Genomic DNA, 20,699 nt, shown 5'->3' with positions numbered 1-20,699 from the left:
CCAATGGGGGCGCGACGGCGATTTCGACAGTGGAAACGGGCGGCCCGGCGTCACGGTTCGATGCCGGCCGGGCAACGGGCGAACCGCGCGCAATGCCGCCCGCGCCGGGCCGCGGCCGCCCCACCTGAAAACAGCCGGGAGGCCCGCCGCACGGGCCTCGCAGCGCGTCGGGCGATCGATTGGCGCTGCCGATTGCAATGATCGGAATTACTCGTTTCCCTAAACAAATTGGCGGCTCAAACATGCAGGCTGACCGGACGTGGATGCATTCGCGATGCGCCGGTCGCCGCGCCTGCCGCGACGCACAAACAACAGATTCGATTTGGAGACGACCCACCATGCAGATTCGACGACTGAAAACGGTCCTTCTCGCCGCCGCGGCGATCCTGTCCGCGCCCGCGGCCCACGCGGCCGGCGGCGCGTGCACCGACGGCAAGACGGTCCATTTCGCGAGCATCACGTGGGAGAGCGGATCGTTCGCGACCGAGGTGCTGCGGCAGATCATGGAGAAGGGTTACGGCTGCAAGACGGACGTCGTGCCGGGCAGCACGGCCGCCACCGAAACGGCGCTCGCACGTAACGACCTGCAGATCTGGGCCGAGCAGTGGACGGGCCGCAGCGAGATCACCGAGAAGGCCGTCGCGTCGGGCGCCGTGAAGCTGATCGGCGACACGCTGCCGGGCGGTACGACGGAAGGCTGGTTCGTGCCCGACTACGTGGTGAAGGGCGATCCGGCGCGCCACATCAAGCCGGTCGCACCGGGGCTCGTGTCGGTCGACGATCTGCCGAAGTACAAGCAGGTGTTCGCCGACGAGGAGGAGCCGGACAAGGGCCGCTTCCTGAATTGCCCGACCGGCTGGGACTGCGAGCGCGTGAACACGCGTCTGCTGCGCGTGCTGAAGCTCGACCAGTCCTATACGAACTTCCATCCGGGCACGGGCGCGGCGCTGGACGCGGCGATCGCGTCCGCGTACCAGCGCGGCGCGCCGATCGTGTTCTATTACTGGGGTCCGGCCGCACTGATGGCGAAGTACAAGTTCACCGCGCTGAAGATGCCGGCCTATAACGAAGCATGCTGGAAGACGTTGCGCGACGAGAGCAGCACGCGCCAGTGCGCGTCGTCGTACATGGTGTCGCGGTTGACGGTCGGCGTGTCGAAGCCGTTCGCCGATGCGAACCCCGATCTCGTCGGCGTATTCGGCAAGGTGCGTTTTCCGATGGATTTCCTGAACCAGACGATCCTCGAGATGACGACGAAGAAGATCGACGGCGCGGCGATGGCCACGCAGTTCCTGAAGACCCACCCGGACATGTGGAAGCAGTGGGTGCCGGCCGACGTCGCGCAGAAGATCGCCGGCAGCCTGAAGGGCGCGTAACCCGCGCGCGGCGGCGGGCCCGCGCCTGCCGCCGCCGTCACGCGCCTTCGCGGCGCGACGGAGAATCAACATGGACGGTTTCTTTCTGCACCTGTCGATCGCCGACTGGGTCAACAGCGCGCTCGAGACGTTCGTCGCGCAATACGGCGACGGCTTCCATCATTTCAGCGTGCTGCTCCTGCGCTACCTGCTCGTGCCGCTCGAAGGCGCGCTGCGCGCGGCGCCGCCGTGGCTCGTGCTGCTGGTCGTCGGCGCGATCGCCTGGAACGCGACGCGCCGCATCGGGCTCGGCGCGCTCTTCATGCTGCTGCTCTATGCGATCGGCTGCTTCGGCCTGTGGGACAAGCTGATGCAGACGCTCGCGCTGATGCTCGTCGCGACGGTGCTGTCGGTCGCGGTCGGCGTGCCGCTCGGCATCCTCGCGTCGCGCAGCGCCTGGCTGCGCCGGATGCTGTTGCCGGTGCTCGACGTGATGCAGACGCTGCCGAGCTTCGTGTACCTGATTCCGGTGCTGATGCTGTTCGGTCTCGGCAAGGTGCCCGCGATCCTCGCGACGATCATCTACGCGCTGCCGCCGCTGATTCGCCTGACCGATCTCGGCATCCGCCAGGTCGATCCGGACGTGACGGAAGCCGCGCGCGCGTTCGGCACCACGCGCTGGCAACTGCTCGTCAACGTGCAGTTGCCGCTGGCGCGGCCGAGCATCATGGCCGGCATCAACCAGACGACGATGATGGCGCTGTCGATGGTCGTGATCGCATCGATGATCGGCTCGCGCGGGCTCGGCGAGGACGTGCTCGCCGGCATCCAGACGCTCGACGTCGGCAAGGGTACGCAGGCCGGCCTCGCGATCGTGATTCTCGCGATCGTGATCGACCGGATCAGCCAGGGCTTCGGCCAGGAGCGGCGCGCCCGGCGGCGGCTCGCGCAGCAGCGCCGGCAGCGGGGCGCGTCGCGCGTGCCGTACCGGCTGCCGGGCAAGGCGCCGGCCGCGGGCGTCGATTCGAATCAGGCGACGCAATCGTCGCGCGCATAGGAACGGAGGCGAACATGGCGACCATCGACGTCAAACACGTATACAAGCTGTTCGGGCCGCAGGCCGCGCATGCGCGCGTGCTCGACCTGCTGCGGGGCGGCAAGCGCAAGGCCGACGTACTGGCCGAAACGGGCTGCAACGTCGGGCTCAACGACGTGAGCCTCGGCATCGAGTCGGGCGAGATCTTCGTGATCATGGGGCTGTCGGGTTCCGGGAAATCGACGCTCGTGCGGCACTTCAACCGGCTGATCGAGCCGACCGCCGGCGAGATCGTGATCGACGGTCGCGACGTGATCAAGCTCGACGCGCACGGGTTGCGCGAGTTGCGCCGATTCAAGGTCAGCATGGTGTTCCAGAACTTCGGACTGCTGCCGCACCAGACCGTGCTCGACAACGCCGCGTATGCGCTGCGCACGCGCGGCGAGAAGCGGCACGATGCGGCCGACGCGGCGCGCAACTGGCTGACGAAGGTCGGGCTCGACGGCTACGGCGACCACTATCCGGACGAGCTGTCGGGCGGGATGCGGCAGCGCGTCGGCCTCGCGCGCGCGCTGGCCGCCGACACCGACGTGCTGCTGATGGACGAGGCATTCTCCGCGCTCGATCCGCTGATTCGCACCGAGATGCAGGATCAGTTGCTCGAACTGCAGGCGACGCTTTCCAAGACGATCGTGTTCATCACGCACGATCTCGACGAGGCGTTGCGCATCGGCGACCGGATCGCGATCCTGCGCGACGGCACGCTCGTGCAGGTCGGGACGCCGGACGACATCCTGTCGCGGCCGGCGGACGAGTATGTGAGGCGGTTCGTGGAGAAGCGCGCGAGCATGGCTTGAGCGGCCGGATCGCAGCGTGAATGAAAAACGGCGCATCGCGATGAGCGGTGCGCCGTTTTTTACAGGATTCCGCCGACGGGATTCGTGCGACGAGCAGGTGTTTCCGGTCGACGCAGCGGACTCGTCGGCACGTGTCTTCACGCCACGCCCGCCTACTTGGTGCCAAGCACGCAGGCAAGCGGATGCGACGCCGTGCCGTTGCGCTGCACGGCGACCGACTCGAAATTCGCGTCGCTCATCAGCCGCGCGAGCTTGTCGGGCCGATGGGCATCGTAGGGCGCGCGGTCGATGTCGCGGACGGTGATCGCGACGATCCCGCCGCGCCGGACGACCCGGCGCAATTCGCCCAGGCCGCGTTCAGGCGCCGGCCAGAAGTAGATGCAGTTGATCGAGAACGCCTTGTCGAACGCGTCGTCAGGAAACGGCAGCGCGTCGACGGAGCCGAGGCCGAGGTGCACGCGCCCTTGTTCGATGGGCACGCGGTTCAAGCGCTTCGCGGCGGCCAGCATGGTCAGCGAGTGATCGACGCCCGCCACGTGGCAGGACGGCGCCGCTTCGGTCGCGAGCCGGATCGCGTCGCCGGGGCCGAACCCGACTTCGAGTACCCGGTCGCTGTCGCCGATCGACAGCAGCGACAGGGTCCACACGTTGTCCAGCCGGTTGTGCCGGCGCATGATGCGGCCGGCGATGCGTCCGGCGAGGCCGCGCGGCCGGCCGGGTTGCCCGAGATGAGTCGCCATGATGTGCCCTCCTTTCCGGCCCGGGCGAGCAAGCGGCGTGCCGCCGGCATGGCCGATGTGGCAGCCGGGGAGAACAGGGGCCGCGCGGGCCCCGCTCGCGGAATCAGTGCGCGGCGGTTTCCGGTTCGCCTTCGCGCGCGCCGGCCATCTCGCCGCGCAGCGCGTCGGCCAGAATCAGGTCGGCCCCTTTCTCCGCGACCATCATCGTCGGCGCGTTGATGTTGCCCGACGTGATGTTCGGAAACACCGACGCATCGACGATCCGCAACGCATGCAGCCCGTGCACGCGCAGCGACGCATCGACGACGGATGTCGCCGCGTCGGGCCCCATCGCGCACGAGCCGCACAGGTGGTAGATCGAACCCGACTGCTCGCGGAAGTATTGCAGCATCGCTTCATCGGAATCGACTTGCGGGCCCGGCGAAATTTCCTCGACGGTCATCGATTTCAACGCCGGCGCGCGCATCAGCGCACGGATCACCTTGCTGCCCTGCACGGCTTCTTCGAGATCCTTCCGCGTGGTCAGCGCGTTGATGTGGATCTTCGCGGCATCCTCCGCGCGGTTCGACGCGATCTCGATCGTGCCGCGGCTCGTCGGCCGGCACGGGTTGAACGCGATCAGAAAGCCTGAATACGGCTCGGGCTTGATGCTCGCGCGGTCGCTCTTCGGGATCCGGTACGACAACGGGTTGAAGTAGAGCTGCAGGTTCGGTTCGTGCGCGTCGTCCGAGCCGCGGAAGAAACCGCCGGCCTGGTTCACGCTCATCGCGAGCGGGCCGCGCTTCGTCAGCAGGTAGCGCAGCCCGATCTTCATCTTGCCGAGAAGCGTGCCCATCTCGTCGTTCAGCGTCGGCCGGTTCGCCTTGAAGTAGAAGCTCACGCACAGGTGATCCTGCAGGTTGCGGCCGACGGCCGGCAATGCGTGCACGAGCGGCACGCGATGCCGCGCGAGCAGCGCCGGATCGCCGACGCCCGACAGTTGCAGCAGCTTCGGCGTATCGACCGCGCCGGCGGCGAGAATCACCTCGCGCGCGGCGACGATCGCTTCGTCGCCGTGCTTTCCCGCGACGACCACGCCGGTCGCACGCGTGCCGTCGAACGTTACGCGCTGCACGAGGACGCCCGAGCGCAGCGTGAGGTTCGCACGACCCAGCGCGGGCCGCAGGTACGCGAAGCTGCTCGAGCAGCGCTCGCCGTGCTTCGTGTTCAGGTCGTAGATGCCCGCGCCTTCGAACTGCGCGCCGTTGAAATCGTCGGTGCGCGGCAGGTTCAGTTGCCCGCAGCCCTTCAGGAACTCGTGGACGATCGGATGCACGTCGGCCTTCATCGACGTGATGTGGATCGGCCCCGTCGCGCCATGATGCTGCGGATCGGTCGTGCCGGCCGCGTGGGTTTCGAGCTTGCGGAAGTACGGCAGTACGTCGTCGTATGCCCAGCCCGGATTGCCGGCCTTCGCCCAGTCGTCGTAGTCGCTGCGCTGGCCGCGCACGTAGACCATCGCATTGATCGAGCCCGATCCGCCGACCACCTTGCCGCGCGGGCAGTACAGCTTGCGCCCGGCGAGCTGCGCTTCGGGCTCGCTGTAGTACATCCAGTTGTAGCGGCGGTTGTAGTAGGTCTTCGTGAAGCCGACCGGTACCTTGAACCAGAACGACGCGTCGCGCTCGCCCGCTTCGAGCAGCAGCACCGAGTGCCGGCCCGATGCGCTCAGGCGATTCGCAAGGATGCAGCCGGCCGAGCCCGCGCCGACGATGATGTAGTCGTAGGTCATCTCGCTTCCTTTGCGCTCAGCCCTTCGCGGGGGCGAGGTCCTTCACGTCGACGGGCTGCTGCCCCATCTGCAGGTGCAGTCGCTCGCCCGTGTACGGTGTGTGGCGCTTCACGACGTCCATGTTCAGTTCGATCCCGAGGCCCGGTTCGTTCGACGGAACGATGTAGCCGTCTTCCCAGCGGATCGGCGTCTTCACGACTTCCGAATGGAAACCGCCCCACGTCATGATGCTTTCCTGGATCAGGAAGTTCGGCGTGCAGGTCGCGAGCTGGATGCTCGCGGCCGCCCCCACCGGCCCGTTGTACAGGTGCGGCGCGATCTGCGCGTAGTGCACTTCGGCGAGCGTCGCGATCTTCTTCGCTTCGAGCAGGCCACCCACGCGCGCGACGTTCAGTTGCAGGATCGATGCGCCGCCCGCCTGCAGCAACTTGTGGAATTCGTACTTGGTCGTCAGGCGCTCGCCGGTCGCGATCGGAATCGACGTGTGCTTCGCGACTTCGGCGATCGCTTCTTCCTGCCCGGGCGGCACGGGCTCCTCGAACCACAGCGGATCGTACTTTTCGAGCCGCTTCGCGAGCCGGATCGCCGACGACGGCACCGTCTGCCCGTGCGTGCCGAACAGCAGGTCGGCCTTGCTGCCGACGGCTTCGCGTACGCGCCGGCAGAACAGTTCGCAGCGGTCGAGGACTTCGAGCGACAACTGGTGGCCGGAATAGGCGGTGTACGGGCCGGCTGGGTCGAACTTGACGGCCGTGAAGCCGAGCTTCACGTTCTCGGCCGCGCATTCGGCGGCGAGATCGGGATCGTCGTAGTCGTATTCGCCGTGCGCGTTCTTCGGATACAGATACGTGTACGAGCGCAGCCGCTCGTGGATTTTCCCGCCGAGCAGTTCGTACACGGGCTTGCCGGCCGCCTTGCCGATGATGTCCCAGCACGCCATCTCGAGGCCGCTGACCACGCCCATCATCGTCAGGTCCGGCCGCTGCGTGAAGCCGCTCGAATACGCCTGGCGGAACAGCCGCTCGACGTGGTGCGGGTCGTGGTTCAGCAGGTAGCGGTCGAACACGTCGTCGATGATCGGGCCCATCGCCTTCGGGTGGAACGTCGCCGAATAGATCTCGCCGACGCCTTCGATGCCGTCGTCGGTCTTCAGCTTCACGAAGATCCAGTACATCCCGCCGATGTGCGGCGGCGGCACGGCGACGATGTGGGTTTCGAGCGAAACGATCTTCATGCGGACTCCTGGATGCGGTTGAGGCGGATTTTGAGGAACGCGGCGGCGCCTGCTCCGCAGAGCGCCACGGCCGCGATATAGCCGAAATAGAGCTGGTAGCCGTGCGCGCCCGGCCAGGTCTGCGTCACGTAGCCGTTGATCAGCGGCACGAACACGTCGGGCGAATAGCCGAGCACCGAGATCAGGCCGATCGCGAGGCCCGCGCAATGCGTCGGCACCTTGCAGTCGTCGAGCAGCGACCAGTACAGGCCGCGGATCGCGTACGTGAGGATGCCGATGAACAGCACGAGCACGACGAGCATCGCCTGCGGGCTGTGCGCGGGCGCCGCGATCAGCCCGACCAGCGACAGCGCGGCGAGCACGAGCGCCCAGAACAGCACGGACACTTTCGACACGCGGTCGCCGAGGAAGCCGCCGCCGATGCCGCCGACGGGGCGCATCCACAGCTTGAGCGTCGTGATGAAGCCGGCCGCCGTCGCGCTGAGTCCGAAATTGCCTTCGTGCAGGTACGCCGAGAAGCTGTAGGTCGCCCAGAACACCTGATAGCCGCAGAACACGATCGCGGCGACGAGCCATAGTTCGGGGATCGCCGCGAGCGTTTTCAGGTCGCTCAGGACGTTGCCCTTGGCGCGCTTGATGGCGGCCGTGCGGTCGTCCGCGCGCGACGGATCCTTCACCAGCGCGAGCACCACGCCGAGCGCGATGCAGCAGAACGCGTACAGGTGCACCACGAGCTTGAAGCCGGCCGCGTCGGTGCCGCCGTGCGTTTGCGTCACGTATGCGAACAGCGTGATCGCGATCGTCGCGAGCAGCGCCTCGACGAGGCCACGGCCGCCGTCGAGCAGGCCGAAGAAGCGGCCCTGTTCGTCGCGGCCCGCGATCATGTTCACGCGCTTGATCACGGCCGCCCAGAACGTGAGGCCGGTGGTCAGCCCCCAGCCGGCGAAGATCAGCACGAGCGTGTTGAACGACGGCCCGGTCGCGTAGACCAGCCCGAGCGCGCCCGTCGCGAGCAGCGAGAAGCAGATCAGCCAGCGCGGCGACAGGCGGTCGGCGAGCCAGCCGCTCGGCAGGTAGCTGACGAGAAAGATCGTGCCGAGCGACGAATACAGGTAGCCGAGCTGCACGTCGTCGATCCGGAAGAACTGCAGCATCGTCGGCTGGTACACCTGCCGCAGATACAGCATCGGATAGATCGCGCCCGCGGCAATCACGAGCAGCAGCAGTTGCAGGTAGCGTTGCGAGCGCGAATGCGGCGACGCGTGGGCGTCGTCGTGCAACGCGAGCGACGCGGCGGGTGTAGACGGTTGGGTCGGCATGATGTCTTCCTCCATCAGACTTCCGTGGTTCGGAAGTCTGCAGATTTGTTTTGTGTTTGATCGGATCAGGGGCGGCGCGCGCGGCGCGGTGTCGGGGTGCGCGCGCCGGAAACGGTGCGTGGGCCTTGCTGTGTCAGTACTTCATGACGACGAGGCGCGTCTGCGTGAATTCGAGCATTCCGTGCTTGCCGTCGTCGCCGCCGAGGCCCGAGCGCTTCCAGCCGGCGTGGAAGCCCTGATACGGATCGGCCGGCGTGCGGTTGACGTACAGTTCGCCCGCCTCGATCGCGTTCGCGACGGTCATCGCGGTGCGGTAGCGCTCGGTGTAGAGCACCGACGACAGCCCGAACTGGTGATCGTTCGCGAGCGCGATCGCTTCGTCGATCGTCGTGTAGCGCAGCACCGGCATGATCGGGCCGAAGGTTTCCTCCTGCACGATCTCCATGTCCTGGCGGCAATTCGTCAGCAGCGTGGCCGGGTAGAAGAAACCGGGCCCGTCGGGAATCGTGCCGCCGGTTTCGAGCGTCGCACCTGCCGCGACCGCGCGTTCGACCATCCCGTGGATGTGCGCGCGCGCTGCCGCGCTGACGAGCGGGCCCATCCGCGTGGCGTCTTCCGCGCGGTCGCCGCTGCGCACGGCGGCCATCTTGTCCTTCAGCAACGCGACGAAACGGTCGTGCACGCTGTCGTGCACGTACACGCGTTCGATCGCCGTGCACAGCTGGCCGCAATGCGTCGTCTTCGATGCGACGAGCGCGGCGGCCGCGCGTTCGAGATCGGCGTCGGGCTCGATGATCGCGGGCGTCTTGCCGCCGAGTTCGAGCGACGGCTTCGCGATGTTCGCCTTGCAGTAGTCGAGCACCTTGCGGCCCGCGTTCACGCTGCCGGTCAGCGTGATCATCCCGACCGCCGGATGCGTGCACAGCGCTTCGGCCGTCGCATGGTCCATCGTCAGGATGTTGACGACGCCCGGCGGGAAGCCCGCCTCGTCGACGGCCTTCGCGATCTCGAACGCCGACACCGGCGTGTGGTTGCTCGGCCGCACGACCACGGTGTTGCCGGCGATCAGCGCGGGCGCGACCTTGCGCAGCAGCGTGTACACGGGGTAGTTGAACGGAATCAGGCATGCGACGACGCCGATCGGCTCGCGCTGCAGGAACAGGTTCTCGTCGGGCGTATCGCTCGGAATGATCTCGCCCTCGATCCGGCGCGCCCACTCGGCGTGGTAACGCGTGATCTGCCCGGCGTAGACGGCTTCGTTCGATGCGTCCTCGACGCTCTTTCCGGATTCCTGCGCGAGCGCCGCGCCGATCTCGGGCGCGCGTGCGGTCAGCGCGTCGGCGAAGCGGTGCAGGTACGCGGCGCGCTCGGCGCTCGGCAGCGTGCGCCACGCCTTGTGCGCGGCCGCCGCGGCATCGACGGCGGCGAGCGCGTCGGCCGGCGTCGCGGCCGGCACGCGCGCGAACGGCGCTTCGGTGGCGGGGTTGTGGACGACGATGAACGTGTCGCTTTCCGGGGCGACGAAACGGCCGTTCACGTAGTTGCGTTCGGTGCGCATGAAGTGACTCCTCCGATGGATGCTGGCGCATCGCTTCGGAGGGCGACACGCGTGGCACGGGACGGAGTCATTCTGTTCATGCGTTTAACGCACGACAAACGACTTATTTTTGCGTCGGCCATGAGAAAAACGCACGTTACTCGGTGGATCGGCCGGAATCGCCCGTCGGGCAAGGCAATGACGGCTGGCGGCGCGCGTGGCGCAGGTGCGGGCCTTCGGGTATTTTCCGACGGGTCCGAGTGCCGACGGGCGCGGGAGCGGGTAAGGTGTCGCCCGCGGAGGACGGAGGACGGAGGGCGGAGGGCGGAGGGCGGAGGGCGGACGGCGGACGGCGGACGGCAGACGGCGGACGGCAGACGGCAGACGGCAGACGGCAGACAGCGGGCCGAGCCAGGGCAGGTCTCAGGCCAGCGGCACTTGCGGCAGCGGCGACGATGGTTCGAGGTGGCGTTTCGCGAGCCACACTTCCTGCTGCAGCCAGTCGCGGAACTGCACGATGTGCGGCAGGTTCGTCTGTTCGGGTCGCGTGACGAACCAGTACGACTGGTGGCCGTCGACGTGTACGTTGAGCACCTGCATCAACTGCCCGGCCGCGAGTTCGCGCGCGACCATGTGGCGGTCGGCGATGGTGATCCCGAGGCCGTCGATCGCCGCGCGGATCGCATGGTCGAGCAGGTCGAATTCGTAGCCGCCGCGCGTGTCGACGTCGGCGATGCCGGCGGCCTTCAGCCAGTGCTGCCAGGTCAGGTAGCGCTGGTCGTCGGTGGCGAGCACGTGCAGCAGCGTGAAGCGGTTCAGGTCGATCGGCGCGCCGTCCTGCCGTAGCCGCGCATACAGCGCGGGCGCACAGACGGCGATATGCTGCTCCTGCATCAGCAGCGCGTTGTCGAAGCCGTCCCATTCGCCGTCGCCGAACCGGATCGCGCAGTCGAGCACGCGGGATTCGCCGAGGCTGTCGTGGATGCGCGTCGTGAGGCTCAGTTCGAATTCGGGATGCGCATCGCGCAGCCTGCCGAGGCGCGGCATCAGCCAGCGCGCGGCGAAGGTGGGCGGCACGTTCGCGCGCAGGCGGTTCAGGTGGGTTTTTTCCTGCAGGCTGCGCACGGTCAACTCGATCTTGTCGAACGATTGCTGCAGCGCGCGCAGCAGCACGCGGCCGGCCGCCGTCAGTTCGAGCTGGTGATGGCGGCGCTCGAGCAGGGTTTCGCCGAGCTGGCCTTCGAGCTGGCGGACCTGCCGGCTCACCGCGCTCTGCGTCACGTTGAGCAGTTCGGCCGCGCGTGTGAAGCTGCCGGTGCGGCCGGCCATCTCGAAGGCTTTCAGCGCATTCAGCGCCGGCATCTTGCGTCTCACGGGGCAGTGTCGTGTTTGGTGCGGGATGCTTATTGTAGGCGGGAGGCCGGCACGGGGGGGCGATGAATGACGGGGTGGACGGCGCCGGGCCTCGGGGTTTTCACGGCATGACGGGCGGCGCGCTTTTCTGCGATAAAGCTGCCCGCGGAATGGCCGGCGGCGCCGGCCGCAACCATACTAACGATACGAACGAAGGGGACACACATCATGCGACGCCTGCCATCGTTGATCGCGCTGCGATTTTTCGAGGAGACCGCGCGTCACCTGAGCTTCAATCGCGCGGCGGTGTCGCTGTGCGTGACGCAAGGCGCGGTGAGCCGGCAGATCCGGCTGCTCGAGGAAGCGCTCGGCGCACGCCTGTTCGAGCGCGATCACAAGGGCGTGCGCCTGACCGACGCCGGCCAGCGGTTGCTGCCGTTCATCGGGCAGGCGTTCGACACGATCGAGCGCGGCGTCGGCGAAATCGCCGCCGCGCGGCCAGGCGCGAAGCGGCGCCTGACGATATCGCTGCCCCCGACGTTCGCCACGCAGTGGTTTTCGCCGCGGCTCGGCACGCTCGCGGAGGCGCTGCCCGACGTCGAACTGTCGATCCGGACCGAGCCTGCCGACGATTGTCATTGCCACATCCGCTTCGGGCGCGCGGCACGCACCGGGATGCAATCGGAGCTGCTGATGATGGAGCGGCACGCGCTGGTTGGCGCGCCGCGCTATCGCGGCGACGCGCTCGACGTGCTGCTCGGCCGGCTGCCGTCGCTGCACGTGCTGCACGAAGGCAAGCGCCTGGCGCTGTGGGCCGACTGGTGCGAGCAGGCGGGCGTGCCGGTCGAGCGGATCGGCGACGGCATCGAGTTTTCCACGCTCGAACAGGCGATTCGCGCGGCGCGCAAGGGCGCGGGGCTCGCGGTGGTCGACCTGAACATGATCGAGGAAGAGATCGGCGAGGGCAGTCTCGTGCGGCTGTCGCCAGTACAGCCGATCGGGCCGTTCGGTTATTGGCTCGACGTCGAGCCGGAGAGCGTCGCGGTCGAGCATGTGGTCGCGTTCGCCGCGTGGTTGCGGGGGCAGGTGGTGAGGCGGGGGTAGGAGACGATGTCGCCTCTCGGACGTGGCTGACGGGCGGTTGCGAAAGGATGGTCCCGTCCGGGCCCGGCACGCGTTCCGCCCCGCTTCACTATCCGTCAACGACTGTCACGGTACCGGCTATCGGTCACCGTGTCATTGATCGGGGTCCTGGCCGAAATGGAGGAGCGTTTCCCGTCGGCCGATGGCCCTTGCCTCCTCTTTCGAAATGATCGGCAACTGACTCTTCGCATGATCGATCCGCCCTACGTTGAATACCTTTCGTTGCGGCCGTGATGTCGGCTCGGTGGACGGTCGCACGCCATACTCGGTGGCCGAATCGCGCATGATGCGCGCGAGGCCGCGATGCAGCGCATTCGCGACGAACGTGTCGATGAGCTTCCGGGCTTCCGCCAGACGAATGGCACGATGTTCGTTGGTCGAGCGATCGCGCTTCACGGCAGTGCGCGCCATCCGGAATCCGCTGATGGAACCGTGTCTTATCGTCATTCGTAGATATCCTTTTCAATCAGGTATTCGCGTAACGCCCGCAGGGATTCCCGACACGGATCGACGTCGAACGTCATCCATCGATGGGAGCCGCCCACTCGCCAGAAGTCGCGGCCGATTCTCGTCGCATAGAGCGCACGCAACGATCGAAGGCTTCCGTCGGCCAATCCGATCGGGTATCCGGGGAAATACCGGAACAGCGCCGCTTCGTCGTCGTGCTCACCCGGAATGGGCGCATCGAATCCGAATCTCGGCCACGCGTAGTACCCGTGGAGCCGGGGGCCACCGGGTTCGGGCGCAGTCTTTCGGCCGCCCACCGCGAGCGCGATGATCCTGGCGATTCCCAAGGTATCGCACGCTCGAGCGATTCTCCACAGCATGGCCGCGCCGAGCCCGGCGACTGCGCTGTCGGAAAGATCGATGATTCCGAGTTCGAGTACGGACGCGTCCGTGTTTCGAATGACGGATATCCGGTTTTCGGACCGGATCAATGTCGGGTGAGTGACGGCGAAGGTCAGCCTGCCCGAACTATCGAGATAGGACTGAACATCCGATTGCGCCGGTGCGCCGCACAGCGACACGAGCAGTTCGTCGCCGACTTCCTGTCCCACACCGAGCAACGCAGGAATGTCCAGATCGTTCCGCTCGATCGTCAGCCGATCGTCGAAGTACGTCGCTTCGTACGGGAGAACATGGCTGAGATCGACGGGCTGGGCGGGCATGGCGGCGGACGAAAAACGGAACGCGTTCAGCATATCGACGCGCCGCTCGTTCGCCGAGTCGGCCGAACGACCAGTTCGCAAGCAACGTGGTCGGTCGGATATCCCGTCGGGCCGAGTTGTGGCGTGACGGCGCCGTCGAGCATGATCGGTGTTCGGAGCGCGAGATCGAGAAGGGCCGCGCGAACGAACGCGCAGCGCCGTTACGGATCGCGCAAACGTACCCGATACGTGTACCGCACCATTCACCCCGTCGACGAGCGACGGCGACACCCCGTTAATCAGGAGTTCCGTTCTTGATAATAGTTGATAATCCGGCTAACCTGCCTGCATCGGAATTCATGCCGTCTGGAGGGCAACATGATCAGTGCCGACCTTGGCCCGCAACTGGAAAGCTACGTCGCGAAGCTGGTCGATTCCGGCCGTTACGGATCCAAAAGCGAAGTGCTTCGGGAAGGGGTGCGCTTGATTCAGGACCGCGAAGCGCAACTGACCGCACTCGATGCCGTGATCGCGCGCAGCCTTGCCGATGCGGACGCGGGACGCGGAGCAGACTTGGCGGACGTGTTCGATCGTCTGGAAGCGAAGTATCGGGCGCAGGCGGATCGTCAGGCGTGATCATGCACCTGTCCGGTTTTGCGATAACCGAACTCGAGCTGATCGCCGATTACATCGCACGCGAGAATCCGCAACGTGCGATCACGTTCGTGCGGGAACTTCGCGAAAAATGCCTGAGCCTCGCCGAGATGCCGTTCGCGTTCCCGCTGGTGCCGCGCTTCGAAGCTCACGGTGTGCGGCATCGCGGATACGGCAATTTTCAGATTTTCTATCGGGTCAAAGGCGATCCCCCCGTGCAGATCGACGTGCTTCACGTGCTGCACGGCGCGCGGGACTACACTAGCATTCTGTTCTAAGCCGAGCGGCGGGTTCCAGCTTTTTCGTCAGTGGCTAAGTATGCGTTACAAACGAAGGAACCCGGCCATGGCCGGGTTCCTTCGTTGCGAGCGTGATGCCGCACCTCCTGCCGTCGACACCGCGCACGCTTCAATGCCCCGCCGCCTCCTCCAGCGTCAGATGCTTCGTCTCCGGCGCCCACGCGATCGACACGATCATCCCCGCCAGCAGCACGCCCGCCAGCGCGAACATCGTCGCGTGAAACCCGAGCGTCGCGATACCGACCGGCAGCAGGAACGTGCCGATCGCCGAGCCGAGCCGGCTGCACGCGATCGCCAGCCCGACCCCGCTTGCGCGCACTTCGGTCGGAAAGCACTCGGGCGGAAACACGCCGACGAGATTGCTGAACGCCGACATCGTCAGCGTGAAGATCGCGAACGCGACGATCATCGCGACGGCCGCCGACGACGGCAGCACCGCCAGCGCGACGAGCGACGCGCACGTCACAGCGAACGAGCCGATCAGGAAGCCGCGCCGCGACAGCCGGATCGTCAGCCAGATGCCGATCAGCGCGCCGAGCACGAGGAAGCCGTTCAGCAGCAGGTCGGCGCCGAAGCCTTCTGCGAGGCCGATCGTCTTCAGGATCGTCGGCAGGAACGTATAGATCGCGAAGTACGGAATCACGAGACACACGAAGAACGCGCAATTGAAGACCGTCCGGCGGATCAGGTCGCGCCGGAACAAGCGCGCAAAGCCCGTATTTGCATGCGGTTCGGCCGAACCGTCGAGCATCACATGCGGCCCGAAATGCTTCGCGACGATCGCGCGTGCCTCCTGCACGCGGCCCTTGCCGAGTAGCCAGCGCGGCGACTCGGGCGTGCCGATCCGCAGCACCAGCACGATCAGCGCCGGCAGCGCGGCCGACGCGAGCAGCCAGCGCCATGCATCGGGCGCGGCGTCGCTGTACGCGAGGCCGAGCACGTTCGCGGCGACATAGCCGATCGTCCAGATCACGCTGAACGAGCCGAGCAACGCGCCGCGATGCTTGCGCGGCGAGAATTCGGCGAGGATCGCGTGGCCGACCGTGAAGTCGCCGCCCATCCCGAAGCCGATCAGCACGCGCAGCATGCACAGTTCGAGCGGCGAGCTCACGAAGAATTGCGCGAACGCGGCCGCGGTGATGATCACGAAGCTCGTCAGGAAGATCTTCTGCCGGCCCATGCGGTCGGACAGCCAGCCGAACACGAGGCTGCCGAAGAAGATGCCGATCAGCGCCGAGCTGCCGATCATCCCCATCCAGAACGCGTCGATCGGCATCTGCTTGCCGAGCGCGGCGAGCGCATAGCCGATCGTGCCGAGCGTGTAGCCCTCGGTGAAATGCGCGCCGAACGTCAGGCCGGCGATCTTCACGTGGAAACGGTTGAGCGGCACGTCGTCGAGCGCGACGGGGCGGCGCGGTGCGTCGGCGTCGCGCGACAGCGGCAACGCGCGCGCGGTGCCGGATTGAACGTTGGCTTGGGTCAAGCTGCCTCCGGAATTGTTATGCATGCGGCGCGCGGGCGTCGGACGACGCCGCGACAGCCGCGCGAGCGCCGCGCGGCCGGGCGGCACGCGGCGCGGATCGACCGCGGGGAACGGTCAGCGGCCGAGGCCGGCCATCAGCGTGTACTTGAGCTCCACGTACTCGTCGAGGCCGTACTTCGAGCCTTCGCGCCCGAGCCCCGATTGCTTGACGCCGCCGAACGGCGCGACTTCGGTCGAGATGATCCCGTCGTTGACGCCGACCATCCCGCTCTCCAGTGCGCCGGACACGCGCCATGCGCGGCCGAGGTCGCGCGTGTAGAAATACGCGGACAGCCCGAACGGCGTGTCGTTCGCCGCGGCGATGGCTTCTTCTTCAGTCGTGAAGCGGAAGCAGCCGGCGACGGGGCCGAACGTTTCCTCTTCGGCGATCAGCATGTCGGGCGTCATGCCGGTCAGCACGGTCGGTTCGTAGAAGGTGCCGCCGAGCGCGTGACGCTTGCCGCCGGTCAACGCATGCGCACCCTTCGCGGTGGCGTCCGCCACGTGTCGCTCGACCTTGCCGAGCGCCGCTTCGTTGATCAGCGGGCCCTGGTCGACTTCACCCGCGAGCGCGTTGCCGACCCGCAGCGTGCGCACGGCGTCCGCGAGCTTGCGCGTGAACGCGTCGTACACGCCGTCCTGCACGAGGAAGCGGTTCACGCACACGCAGGTCTGGCCGGTGTTGCGGAACTTCGACGCGATCGCGCCGTCGACCGCCGCATCGAGATCGGCGTCGTCGAACACGATGAACGGCGCGTTGCCGCCGAGTTCGAGCGACAGCTTCTTCAGCGTATCGGCCGACTGCTTCGCGAGCAGCTTGCCGACCCGCGTCGAGCCCGTGAACGACAGCTTGCGCACGACGGGCGAGCTCGTCAGCGTCTCGCCGATCGCGATCGCGTCACCCGACACCACGTTGAACACGCCGGCCGGCACGCCGGCGCGCTCGGCGAGCACCGCGAGCGCGAACGCCGACAGAGGCGTTTCCTCGGACGGCTTGAGCACCATCGTGCAGCCGGCCGCGAGTGCCGGGCCGGCCTTGCGCGTGATCATCGCGAGCGGGAAATTCCACGGCGTGATCGCCGCGACGACACCGACCGGCTCGCGCGTGACGACGATTTGCGCATTCGGCTTCGGGCTCGGGATCACGTCGCCGTACATGCGCTTCGCTTCTTCGGCGAACCATTCGAGAAAGCTGGCCGCGTAGGCCACTTCGCCGCGCGCCTCCGCGAGCGGCTTGCCCTGTTCGCGCGTCAGCAGCTCGGCGAGCGCGTCGCGGTGTTCGAGCATCAGTTCGCCCCAGCGCTTCACGCGGGCGCCGCGCTCCTTCGCGGTCAGCGCGCGCCATGCGGGAAGTGCGTGGGCGGCCGCGTCGATCGCGCGCTGCGTGTCGTCGGCGCCGCCTTTCGCGACCTTCGCGATCGTCTCGCCGGTCGCCGGGTTCAGCACCGGATAGGTCGCATCGCTCGCGCCATGCGATTCGTGCCATTCCCCGCCGATGTAATGGCCGGTCCTCAGAAATTCGTTCATCGTATGTCGTTCCTTCAGTGTTTCAGTCTGCCGCGAAACTGCCCTGCGCCGGGCGCGACTCGCGCGCGATGCGCTTGCCGGCCGTGTAATCGTTGATCAGGTCGCACGGCGTGTAGTTGCGCTCCAGTTCGTGCAGTTCTTCCTCGGTGAGCCGCGTTTCGAGCGCGCCGAGCGCGCTGTCGAACTGCGCGACGGAATCCGCGCCGACCAGCATGCTCGCGACGCCGGGGCGGCTCAGCACCCACGCCTGCGCGATCTGCGCGGGCGGCACGCCGCGCCGCTTCGCGACCTTCGCGACCGACGCGGCGATCGCGAGCGACGACGCGTCGCCGTACATCTGCGCGGTGAAGAAGTCGGTCTGGTTGCGCGTCGATTGCGGCTCGCAGGTCAGCAGGCCGCGCGCAAGCGGGCTGAACACCGAGACGCCGACACCCTGGTCGATGCAGTACGGCACCATCTCGCGCTCTTCCTCGCGATAGGCGAGATTGAGCTGCAGCTGCATGTTGACCGGCTTGTCCCAGCCGTTTCGTTCGCAGGCCTGCATGATCTTCGCGAACTGCCACGTGTACATCGTCGACACGCCGATGTAGCGCGCCTTGCCCGCGCGCACGATGTCGTGCAGCGTGCTCATCGTTTCCTCGACGGGTGTGTTCACGTCGAAGAAATGCAGCATGAAGATGTCGACGTAATCCATCCCGAGACGCTTGAGCGACCCGTCGATGCCGTCGAGCACGTGCTTGCGCGAATGGCCGCCCGCATTCGGATCGCTGCCCATGTCGTAGCCGACCTTGGTCGTCACGACGAGCTCCTCGCGGCGCGCGTTGCGCTTCAGGATGCGGCCGACCACTTCCTCGCCGACCCCCGTCGAATAGAAATCCGCGAGATCGATGAAGTTGACGCCGGCATCGAGCGCGCGGCGCACGATCGGCTCGCTCTGCGCTTCGTCGAAGATCCACGGCTTCCACTCGGGCGTGCCCATGTTCATCGTGCCGAGACACAGGCGGGACACCTTCAGGCCGGACTGGCCGAGGCGGACGTATTCCATGCTTCCTCCTGATGCGGCCTGGCCGGCCGCGCGTTGTCGGTCAGTTCCGTCAGTTCTTTTTCGGCGTGTAGAACGGGTTCGACACGTCGCGTGCGGCGGCGAACACTGCGTCGCGATGCGGCAATCCTTCCATCGCCGCGACGATCGCGTTGCGGCACGCGCGGTAGTTGTTCTCGAACACGGCATCGAGATCGTCGGTCTGCGGGTTCACCCAGTTCGCCGACACGACGACCCAGTCGTTCTCCGCTTCGGGCGGCAGCGTGCCGTTCTCGAGCGCTTCGGCCACGGCCTTCGCGATGCCGGCCTGCGACGCGCCCCACGTGGCATTGCCGTGGAAGTCGCCGGCGATCTGCGCCTTGTTCACGTATAGCGTGAGCGGCTTGGTCGGTATGCCCGGCTGCGCGATCACGACGAACGGCGCATGGCCGGCCGACGGCGTCGCGAGCGCGGTCGCGAACGCCTGGCCCGCCGGGCCGTTGCGCGGGCCGACCAGCACGTTGATGTGCGCGAGGTTGACGCCGGGGCCTTCGAAGCCTTCGCCGATGTAAAGCTGCCTGGGTTGGGATGCGGTCATTGCAATGTCTCGTCGATGAGGTTGGGTGTGAGGCGATTGTGGTGGGCCGCGATGCGGCCGGTGAATCGATGTTTCCTGATCGAGGTATGAGTTTTCGTCGTCTCCGGGAAAGCCCCGAGCCCGGCGCGCGGCCGCCCGCCGGGCGGCCCGCAGCGGCCGTCTCGACGAGCGGCGGCGTGCGGGCGGCGAAGGGGCGTTCGCATACCGGCTCCGGGTTTGTCATACCCGGCCAGGGGTTGGAGGGCCGCGTGCATCCGGACAACAATCGGCGTACTCCGAGCCCTATCTTTCGTGTTCCCTTCCATTTTCGAAAGCGAGTAATTCCGATGGCTGCCATTGAGAAATCTGGCGCGCTGCGCCAGTCCCCCCAGGTGGAGCCCGCGCTCCCGGGGGGCTCGTCCAGGGCGGAGAGCCCGGGGCGGCCCGGCGTTTTCTCGAAGCCCGACTGGTCCAAGCTGACGTCGCTCGACCCGGAGCTGATCCGCGCGTTCGTCGCGGTCGTCGAAAGCGGCGGCTTCACCGCGGCGGCCCGGCAACTGCATCGCACGCAATCGACGATCAGCCTGCGCATCCGCACGCTGGAGGAGCGGCTCGACACGCACCTGTTCATGCGCAACAGCCGGCGGCTCGAACTGTCGCGGGACGGCGAGAATTTCCTGATTCACGCGCGGCGGATCATCCAGGTGCAGAACGACGCGATCCGCGCGCTGAAGCAGGCGAGCAGCGATCGCGGCATCGTGCGCTTCGGGCTGCCGGAGGACTACGCGGAGCTGTGGCTGCCCGACCTGCTGAAGTCGTTCTATGCGCTACGGCCGGGTGCACGCCTGCACGTGCATTGCCGCACGTCGCTCGAACTGATCGAGCGGCTGCACGCCGGCGAGCTCGACGTCGCGCTCGTCGTGCGGCACGGACCGAACGCGGGTGGGCGGCTGCTCGGCCGTCACGACGTCGTGTGGGCCGCGCATCACGATTTCGCGCTCGACCCGGATGCGTCGGTGCCGCTCGCGCTGTTTCCCGAGACGTGCTGCTACCGGCAACGCGGGCTGCAGGCGCTCGCGACGGCCGAGCGGCCGTATCACGTCGTCTATACGAGCCAGAGCCCGACCGGTATCAAGATCGCGGTGAACCACGGCGCGGCCGTGACGATGATCGATCGCTGCACGCTGCCAGAGAACTGGCGCGTGCTCGACGAGGCGGACGGGCTGCCGCCGCTGCCGGCGGCCGATCTCGAACTGCATCGCTCGCCCGGCATCTGCGATCCGCTGACCGACGATCTCGTCTCGCTGATCGAATCGATGGTCGACGAGCGGCGGCGCGCGTCGCTCGCGGCGTTCGCGTAACGCGGCGCCCGCGGCGCAGGCGACGCCGCCAGCATGGCGTGCGGGGCGCGATCCCGGCGCGCATGCCGTTTTTTGCACGGCTGCCCCGTTTTTTTGCACGGCGTTGATACGGTTTCTTCCAAGCTGGGGACGTGTCGAGCAGCCGGGACGGCTTCCGTCCGCGCCATGACCTTCATTCATACCTTTCCCGCTTCGAGGTCGCCGGTCGCAGGTGCGTGCCGGCTGCGGCTCGCGGTCGGCGCCCG

At 67.1% G+C, this 20,699-nt stretch carries 19 protein-coding genes; 7 read left to right on the top strand and 12 right to left on the bottom strand.

Translation table 11 applies throughout. The features are described 5' to 3' along the window. Window positions 1-338: 338 nt before the first annotated feature. The 3 genes from HWX09_RS24830 (at window position 339) to HWX09_RS24820 (ending at window position 3,248) form a co-directional block, all read left to right on the top strand. The gene (locus HWX09_RS24830; RefSeq protein ID WP_027782152.1) at window positions 339-1,376 is read left to right on the top strand and encodes an ABC transporter substrate-binding protein; all 1,038 of its coding nucleotides are present in this window, start codon (window positions 339-341) and stop codon (window positions 1,374-1,376) included. 70 nt (window positions 1,377-1,446) lie between these two features. Next, on the top strand, window positions 1,447-2,412 hold the full coding sequence (locus HWX09_RS24825; protein ID WP_027782153.1) for a proline/glycine betaine ABC transporter permease: 966 nt from the start codon (window positions 1,447-1,449) through the stop codon (window positions 2,410-2,412). Between the two features lie 14 nt (window positions 2,413-2,426). Beyond that, complete coding sequence (locus HWX09_RS24820) at window positions 2,427-3,248, top strand: betaine/proline/choline family ABC transporter ATP-binding protein (RefSeq protein WP_051421336.1); 822 nt, start codon at window positions 2,427-2,429, stop codon at window positions 3,246-3,248. Window positions 3,249-3,400: 152 nt separating this feature from the next. Here the strand turns inward: HWX09_RS24820 and HWX09_RS24815 are convergent, their stop codons facing one another. The 6 genes from HWX09_RS24815 to HWX09_RS24790 all read right to left on the bottom strand — a co-directional run bounded on the left by HWX09_RS24815 (window position 3,401) and on the right by HWX09_RS24790 (window position 11,211). Further along, window positions 3,401-3,988 carry a methyltransferase domain-containing protein gene (locus HWX09_RS24815; RefSeq protein WP_027782154.1) on the bottom strand — a complete coding sequence of 196 codons (588 nt, stop codon included), beginning with the start codon at window positions 3,986-3,988 and terminating at the stop codon, window positions 3,401-3,403. Window positions 3,989-4,091: 103 nt separating this feature from the next. Beyond that, a complete protein-coding gene (locus tag HWX09_RS24810) occupies window positions 4,092-5,759 on the bottom strand; it encodes a GMC family oxidoreductase N-terminal domain-containing protein (protein ID WP_027782155.1) in 1,668 nt (555 codons plus the stop codon). A gap of 16 nt (window positions 5,760-5,775) precedes the next feature. Further along, a complete protein-coding gene (locus tag HWX09_RS24805; protein ID WP_027782156.1) occupies window positions 5,776-6,993 on the bottom strand; it encodes a mandelate racemase/muconate lactonizing enzyme family protein in 1,218 nt (405 codons plus the stop codon). Then, entirely contained in the window at window positions 6,990-8,312 is a 1,323-nt protein-coding gene (locus tag HWX09_RS24800; protein WP_034185355.1) for an MFS transporter, read from the bottom strand. Before HWX09_RS24800 ends, HWX09_RS24805 begins: the two co-directional genes overlap by 4 nt. A gap of 133 nt (window positions 8,313-8,445) precedes the next feature. Then, window positions 8,446-9,870 carry an aldehyde dehydrogenase gene (gene aldA / locus HWX09_RS24795; protein ID WP_027782158.1) on the bottom strand — a complete coding sequence of 475 codons (1,425 nt, stop codon included), beginning with the start codon at window positions 9,868-9,870 and terminating at the stop codon, window positions 8,446-8,448. Window positions 9,871-10,272: 402 nt separating this feature from the next. Further along, the gene (locus HWX09_RS24790; RefSeq protein WP_027782159.1) at window positions 10,273-11,211 is read right to left on the bottom strand and encodes a LysR substrate-binding domain-containing protein; all 939 of its coding nucleotides are present in this window, start codon (window positions 11,209-11,211) and stop codon (window positions 10,273-10,275) included. A 219-nt stretch (window positions 11,212-11,430) separates the two neighbouring features. Here HWX09_RS24790 and HWX09_RS24785 point away from each other — a divergent pair, with 219 nt between their 5' ends. Next, complete coding sequence (locus HWX09_RS24785; protein WP_027782160.1) at window positions 11,431-12,306, top strand: LysR family transcriptional regulator; 876 nt, start codon at window positions 11,431-11,433, stop codon at window positions 12,304-12,306. Window positions 12,307-12,438: 132 nt separating this feature from the next. Here the strand turns inward: HWX09_RS24785 and HWX09_RS24780 are convergent, their stop codons facing one another. After that, window positions 12,439-12,792, bottom strand: a complete 354-nt coding sequence (locus HWX09_RS24780) for a hypothetical protein (RefSeq protein ID WP_155257302.1) — start codon at window positions 12,790-12,792, stop codon at window positions 12,439-12,441. Continuing rightward, a complete protein-coding gene (locus tag HWX09_RS24775; protein WP_027782162.1) occupies window positions 12,789-13,547 on the bottom strand; it encodes a hypothetical protein in 759 nt (252 codons plus the stop codon). Before HWX09_RS24775 ends, HWX09_RS24780 begins: the two co-directional genes overlap by 4 nt. A 324-nt stretch (window positions 13,548-13,871) precedes the next feature. Here HWX09_RS24775 and HWX09_RS24770 point away from each other — a divergent pair, with 324 nt between their 5' ends. Then, window positions 13,872-14,129, top strand: a complete 258-nt coding sequence (locus HWX09_RS24770) for a type II toxin-antitoxin system ParD family antitoxin (protein ID WP_027782163.1) — start codon at window positions 13,872-13,874, stop codon at window positions 14,127-14,129. Between the two features lie 2 nt (window positions 14,130-14,131). Further along, window positions 14,132-14,425, top strand: coding sequence for a type II toxin-antitoxin system RelE/ParE family toxin (locus tag HWX09_RS24765; protein WP_155257330.1), 294 nt, complete (start codon window positions 14,132-14,134; stop codon window positions 14,423-14,425). A 130-nt stretch (window positions 14,426-14,555) separates the two neighbouring features. Here HWX09_RS24765 and HWX09_RS24760 read toward each other — a convergent pair whose 3' ends face one another. The 4 genes from HWX09_RS24760 to fae all read right to left on the bottom strand — a co-directional run bounded on the left by HWX09_RS24760 (window position 14,556) and on the right by fae (window position 19,114). Then, on the bottom strand, window positions 14,556-15,929 hold the full coding sequence (locus tag HWX09_RS24760) for an MFS transporter (protein WP_027782165.1): 1,374 nt from the start codon (window positions 15,927-15,929) through the stop codon (window positions 14,556-14,558). 114 nt (window positions 15,930-16,043) lie between these two features. Further along, window positions 16,044-17,495 (bottom strand): NAD-dependent succinate-semialdehyde dehydrogenase, encoded by a 1,452-nt coding sequence (locus HWX09_RS24755; RefSeq protein ID WP_027782166.1) that lies wholly within the window; start codon window positions 17,493-17,495, stop codon window positions 16,044-16,046. A gap of 22 nt (window positions 17,496-17,517) precedes the next feature. Then, entirely contained in the window at window positions 17,518-18,540 is a 1,023-nt protein-coding gene (locus tag HWX09_RS24750) for an aldo/keto reductase (protein WP_027782167.1), read from the bottom strand. Between the two features lie 49 nt (window positions 18,541-18,589). Continuing rightward, on the bottom strand, window positions 18,590-19,114 hold the full coding sequence (fae, locus tag HWX09_RS24745) for a formaldehyde-activating enzyme (protein ID WP_027782168.1): 525 nt from the start codon (window positions 19,112-19,114) through the stop codon (window positions 18,590-18,592). 326 nt (window positions 19,115-19,440) lie between these two features. On the opposite strand from fae, the gene HWX09_RS24740 reads away from it, so the two are divergent. After that, the gene (locus tag HWX09_RS24740) at window positions 19,441-20,454 is read left to right on the top strand and encodes a LysR family transcriptional regulator (RefSeq protein WP_230469061.1); all 1,014 of its coding nucleotides are present in this window, start codon (window positions 19,441-19,443) and stop codon (window positions 20,452-20,454) included. Window positions 20,455-20,699 lie beyond the last annotated feature (245 nt).

Source organism: Burkholderia sp. BCC1208 (assembly GCF_902833095.1).
Lineage (GTDB): Bacteria > Pseudomonadota > Gammaproteobacteria > Burkholderiales > Burkholderiaceae > Burkholderia.
The sequence above is the reverse complement of the archived record's forward strand: the minus strand, read 5'-3'. Positions and strand labels throughout refer to the sequence as shown.

Bases quoted from the DNA above. Each gene is read 5' to 3' on its own strand.
- HWX09_RS24830 (WP_027782152.1), top strand. From the start codon at position 339: ATGCAGATTCGACGACTGAAAACGGTCCTTCTCGCCGCCGCGGCGATC.
- HWX09_RS24825 (WP_027782153.1), top strand. From the start codon at position 1,447: ATGGACGGTTTCTTTCTGCACCTGTCGATCGCCGACTGGGTCAACAGC.
- HWX09_RS24820 (WP_051421336.1), top strand. From the start codon at position 2,427: ATGGCGACCATCGACGTCAAACACGTATACAAGCTGTTCGGGCCGCAG.
- HWX09_RS24815 (WP_027782154.1), bottom strand. From the start codon at position 3,988: ATGGCGACTCATCTCGGGCAACCCGGCCGGCCGCGCGGCCTCGCCGGA.
- HWX09_RS24810 (WP_027782155.1), bottom strand. From the start codon at position 5,759: ATGACCTACGACTACATCATCGTCGGCGCGGGCTCGGCCGGCTGCATC.
- HWX09_RS24805 (WP_027782156.1), bottom strand. From the start codon at position 6,993: ATGAAGATCGTTTCGCTCGAAACCCACATCGTCGCCGTGCCGCCGCCG.
- HWX09_RS24800 (WP_034185355.1), bottom strand. From the start codon at position 8,312: ATGCCGACCCAACCGTCTACACCCGCCGCGTCGCTCGCGTTGCACGAC.
- aldA (WP_027782158.1), bottom strand. From the start codon at position 9,870: ATGCGCACCGAACGCAACTACGTGAACGGCCGTTTCGTCGCCCCGGAA.
- HWX09_RS24790 (WP_027782159.1), bottom strand. From the start codon at position 11,211: ATGCCGGCGCTGAATGCGCTGAAAGCCTTCGAGATGGCCGGCCGCACC.
- HWX09_RS24785 (WP_027782160.1), top strand. From the start codon at position 11,431: ATGCGACGCCTGCCATCGTTGATCGCGCTGCGATTTTTCGAGGAGACC.
- HWX09_RS24780 (WP_155257302.1), bottom strand. From the start codon at position 12,792: ATGACGATAAGACACGGTTCCATCAGCGGATTCCGGATGGCGCGCACT.
- HWX09_RS24775 (WP_027782162.1), bottom strand. From the start codon at position 13,547: ATGCTGAACGCGTTCCGTTTTTCGTCCGCCGCCATGCCCGCCCAGCCC.
- HWX09_RS24770 (WP_027782163.1), top strand. From the start codon at position 13,872: ATGATCAGTGCCGACCTTGGCCCGCAACTGGAAAGCTACGTCGCGAAG.
- HWX09_RS24765 (WP_155257330.1), top strand. From the start codon at position 14,132: ATGCACCTGTCCGGTTTTGCGATAACCGAACTCGAGCTGATCGCCGAT.
- HWX09_RS24755 (WP_027782166.1), bottom strand. From the start codon at position 17,495: ATGAACGAATTTCTGAGGACCGGCCATTACATCGGCGGGGAATGGCAC.
- HWX09_RS24750 (WP_027782167.1), bottom strand. From the start codon at position 18,540: ATGGAATACGTCCGCCTCGGCCAGTCCGGCCTGAAGGTGTCCCGCCTG.
- fae (WP_027782168.1), bottom strand. From the start codon at position 19,114: ATGACCGCATCCCAACCCAGGCAGCTTTACATCGGCGAAGGCTTCGAA.
- HWX09_RS24740 (WP_230469061.1), top strand. From the start codon at position 19,441: ATGGCTGCCATTGAGAAATCTGGCGCGCTGCGCCAGTCCCCCCAGGTG.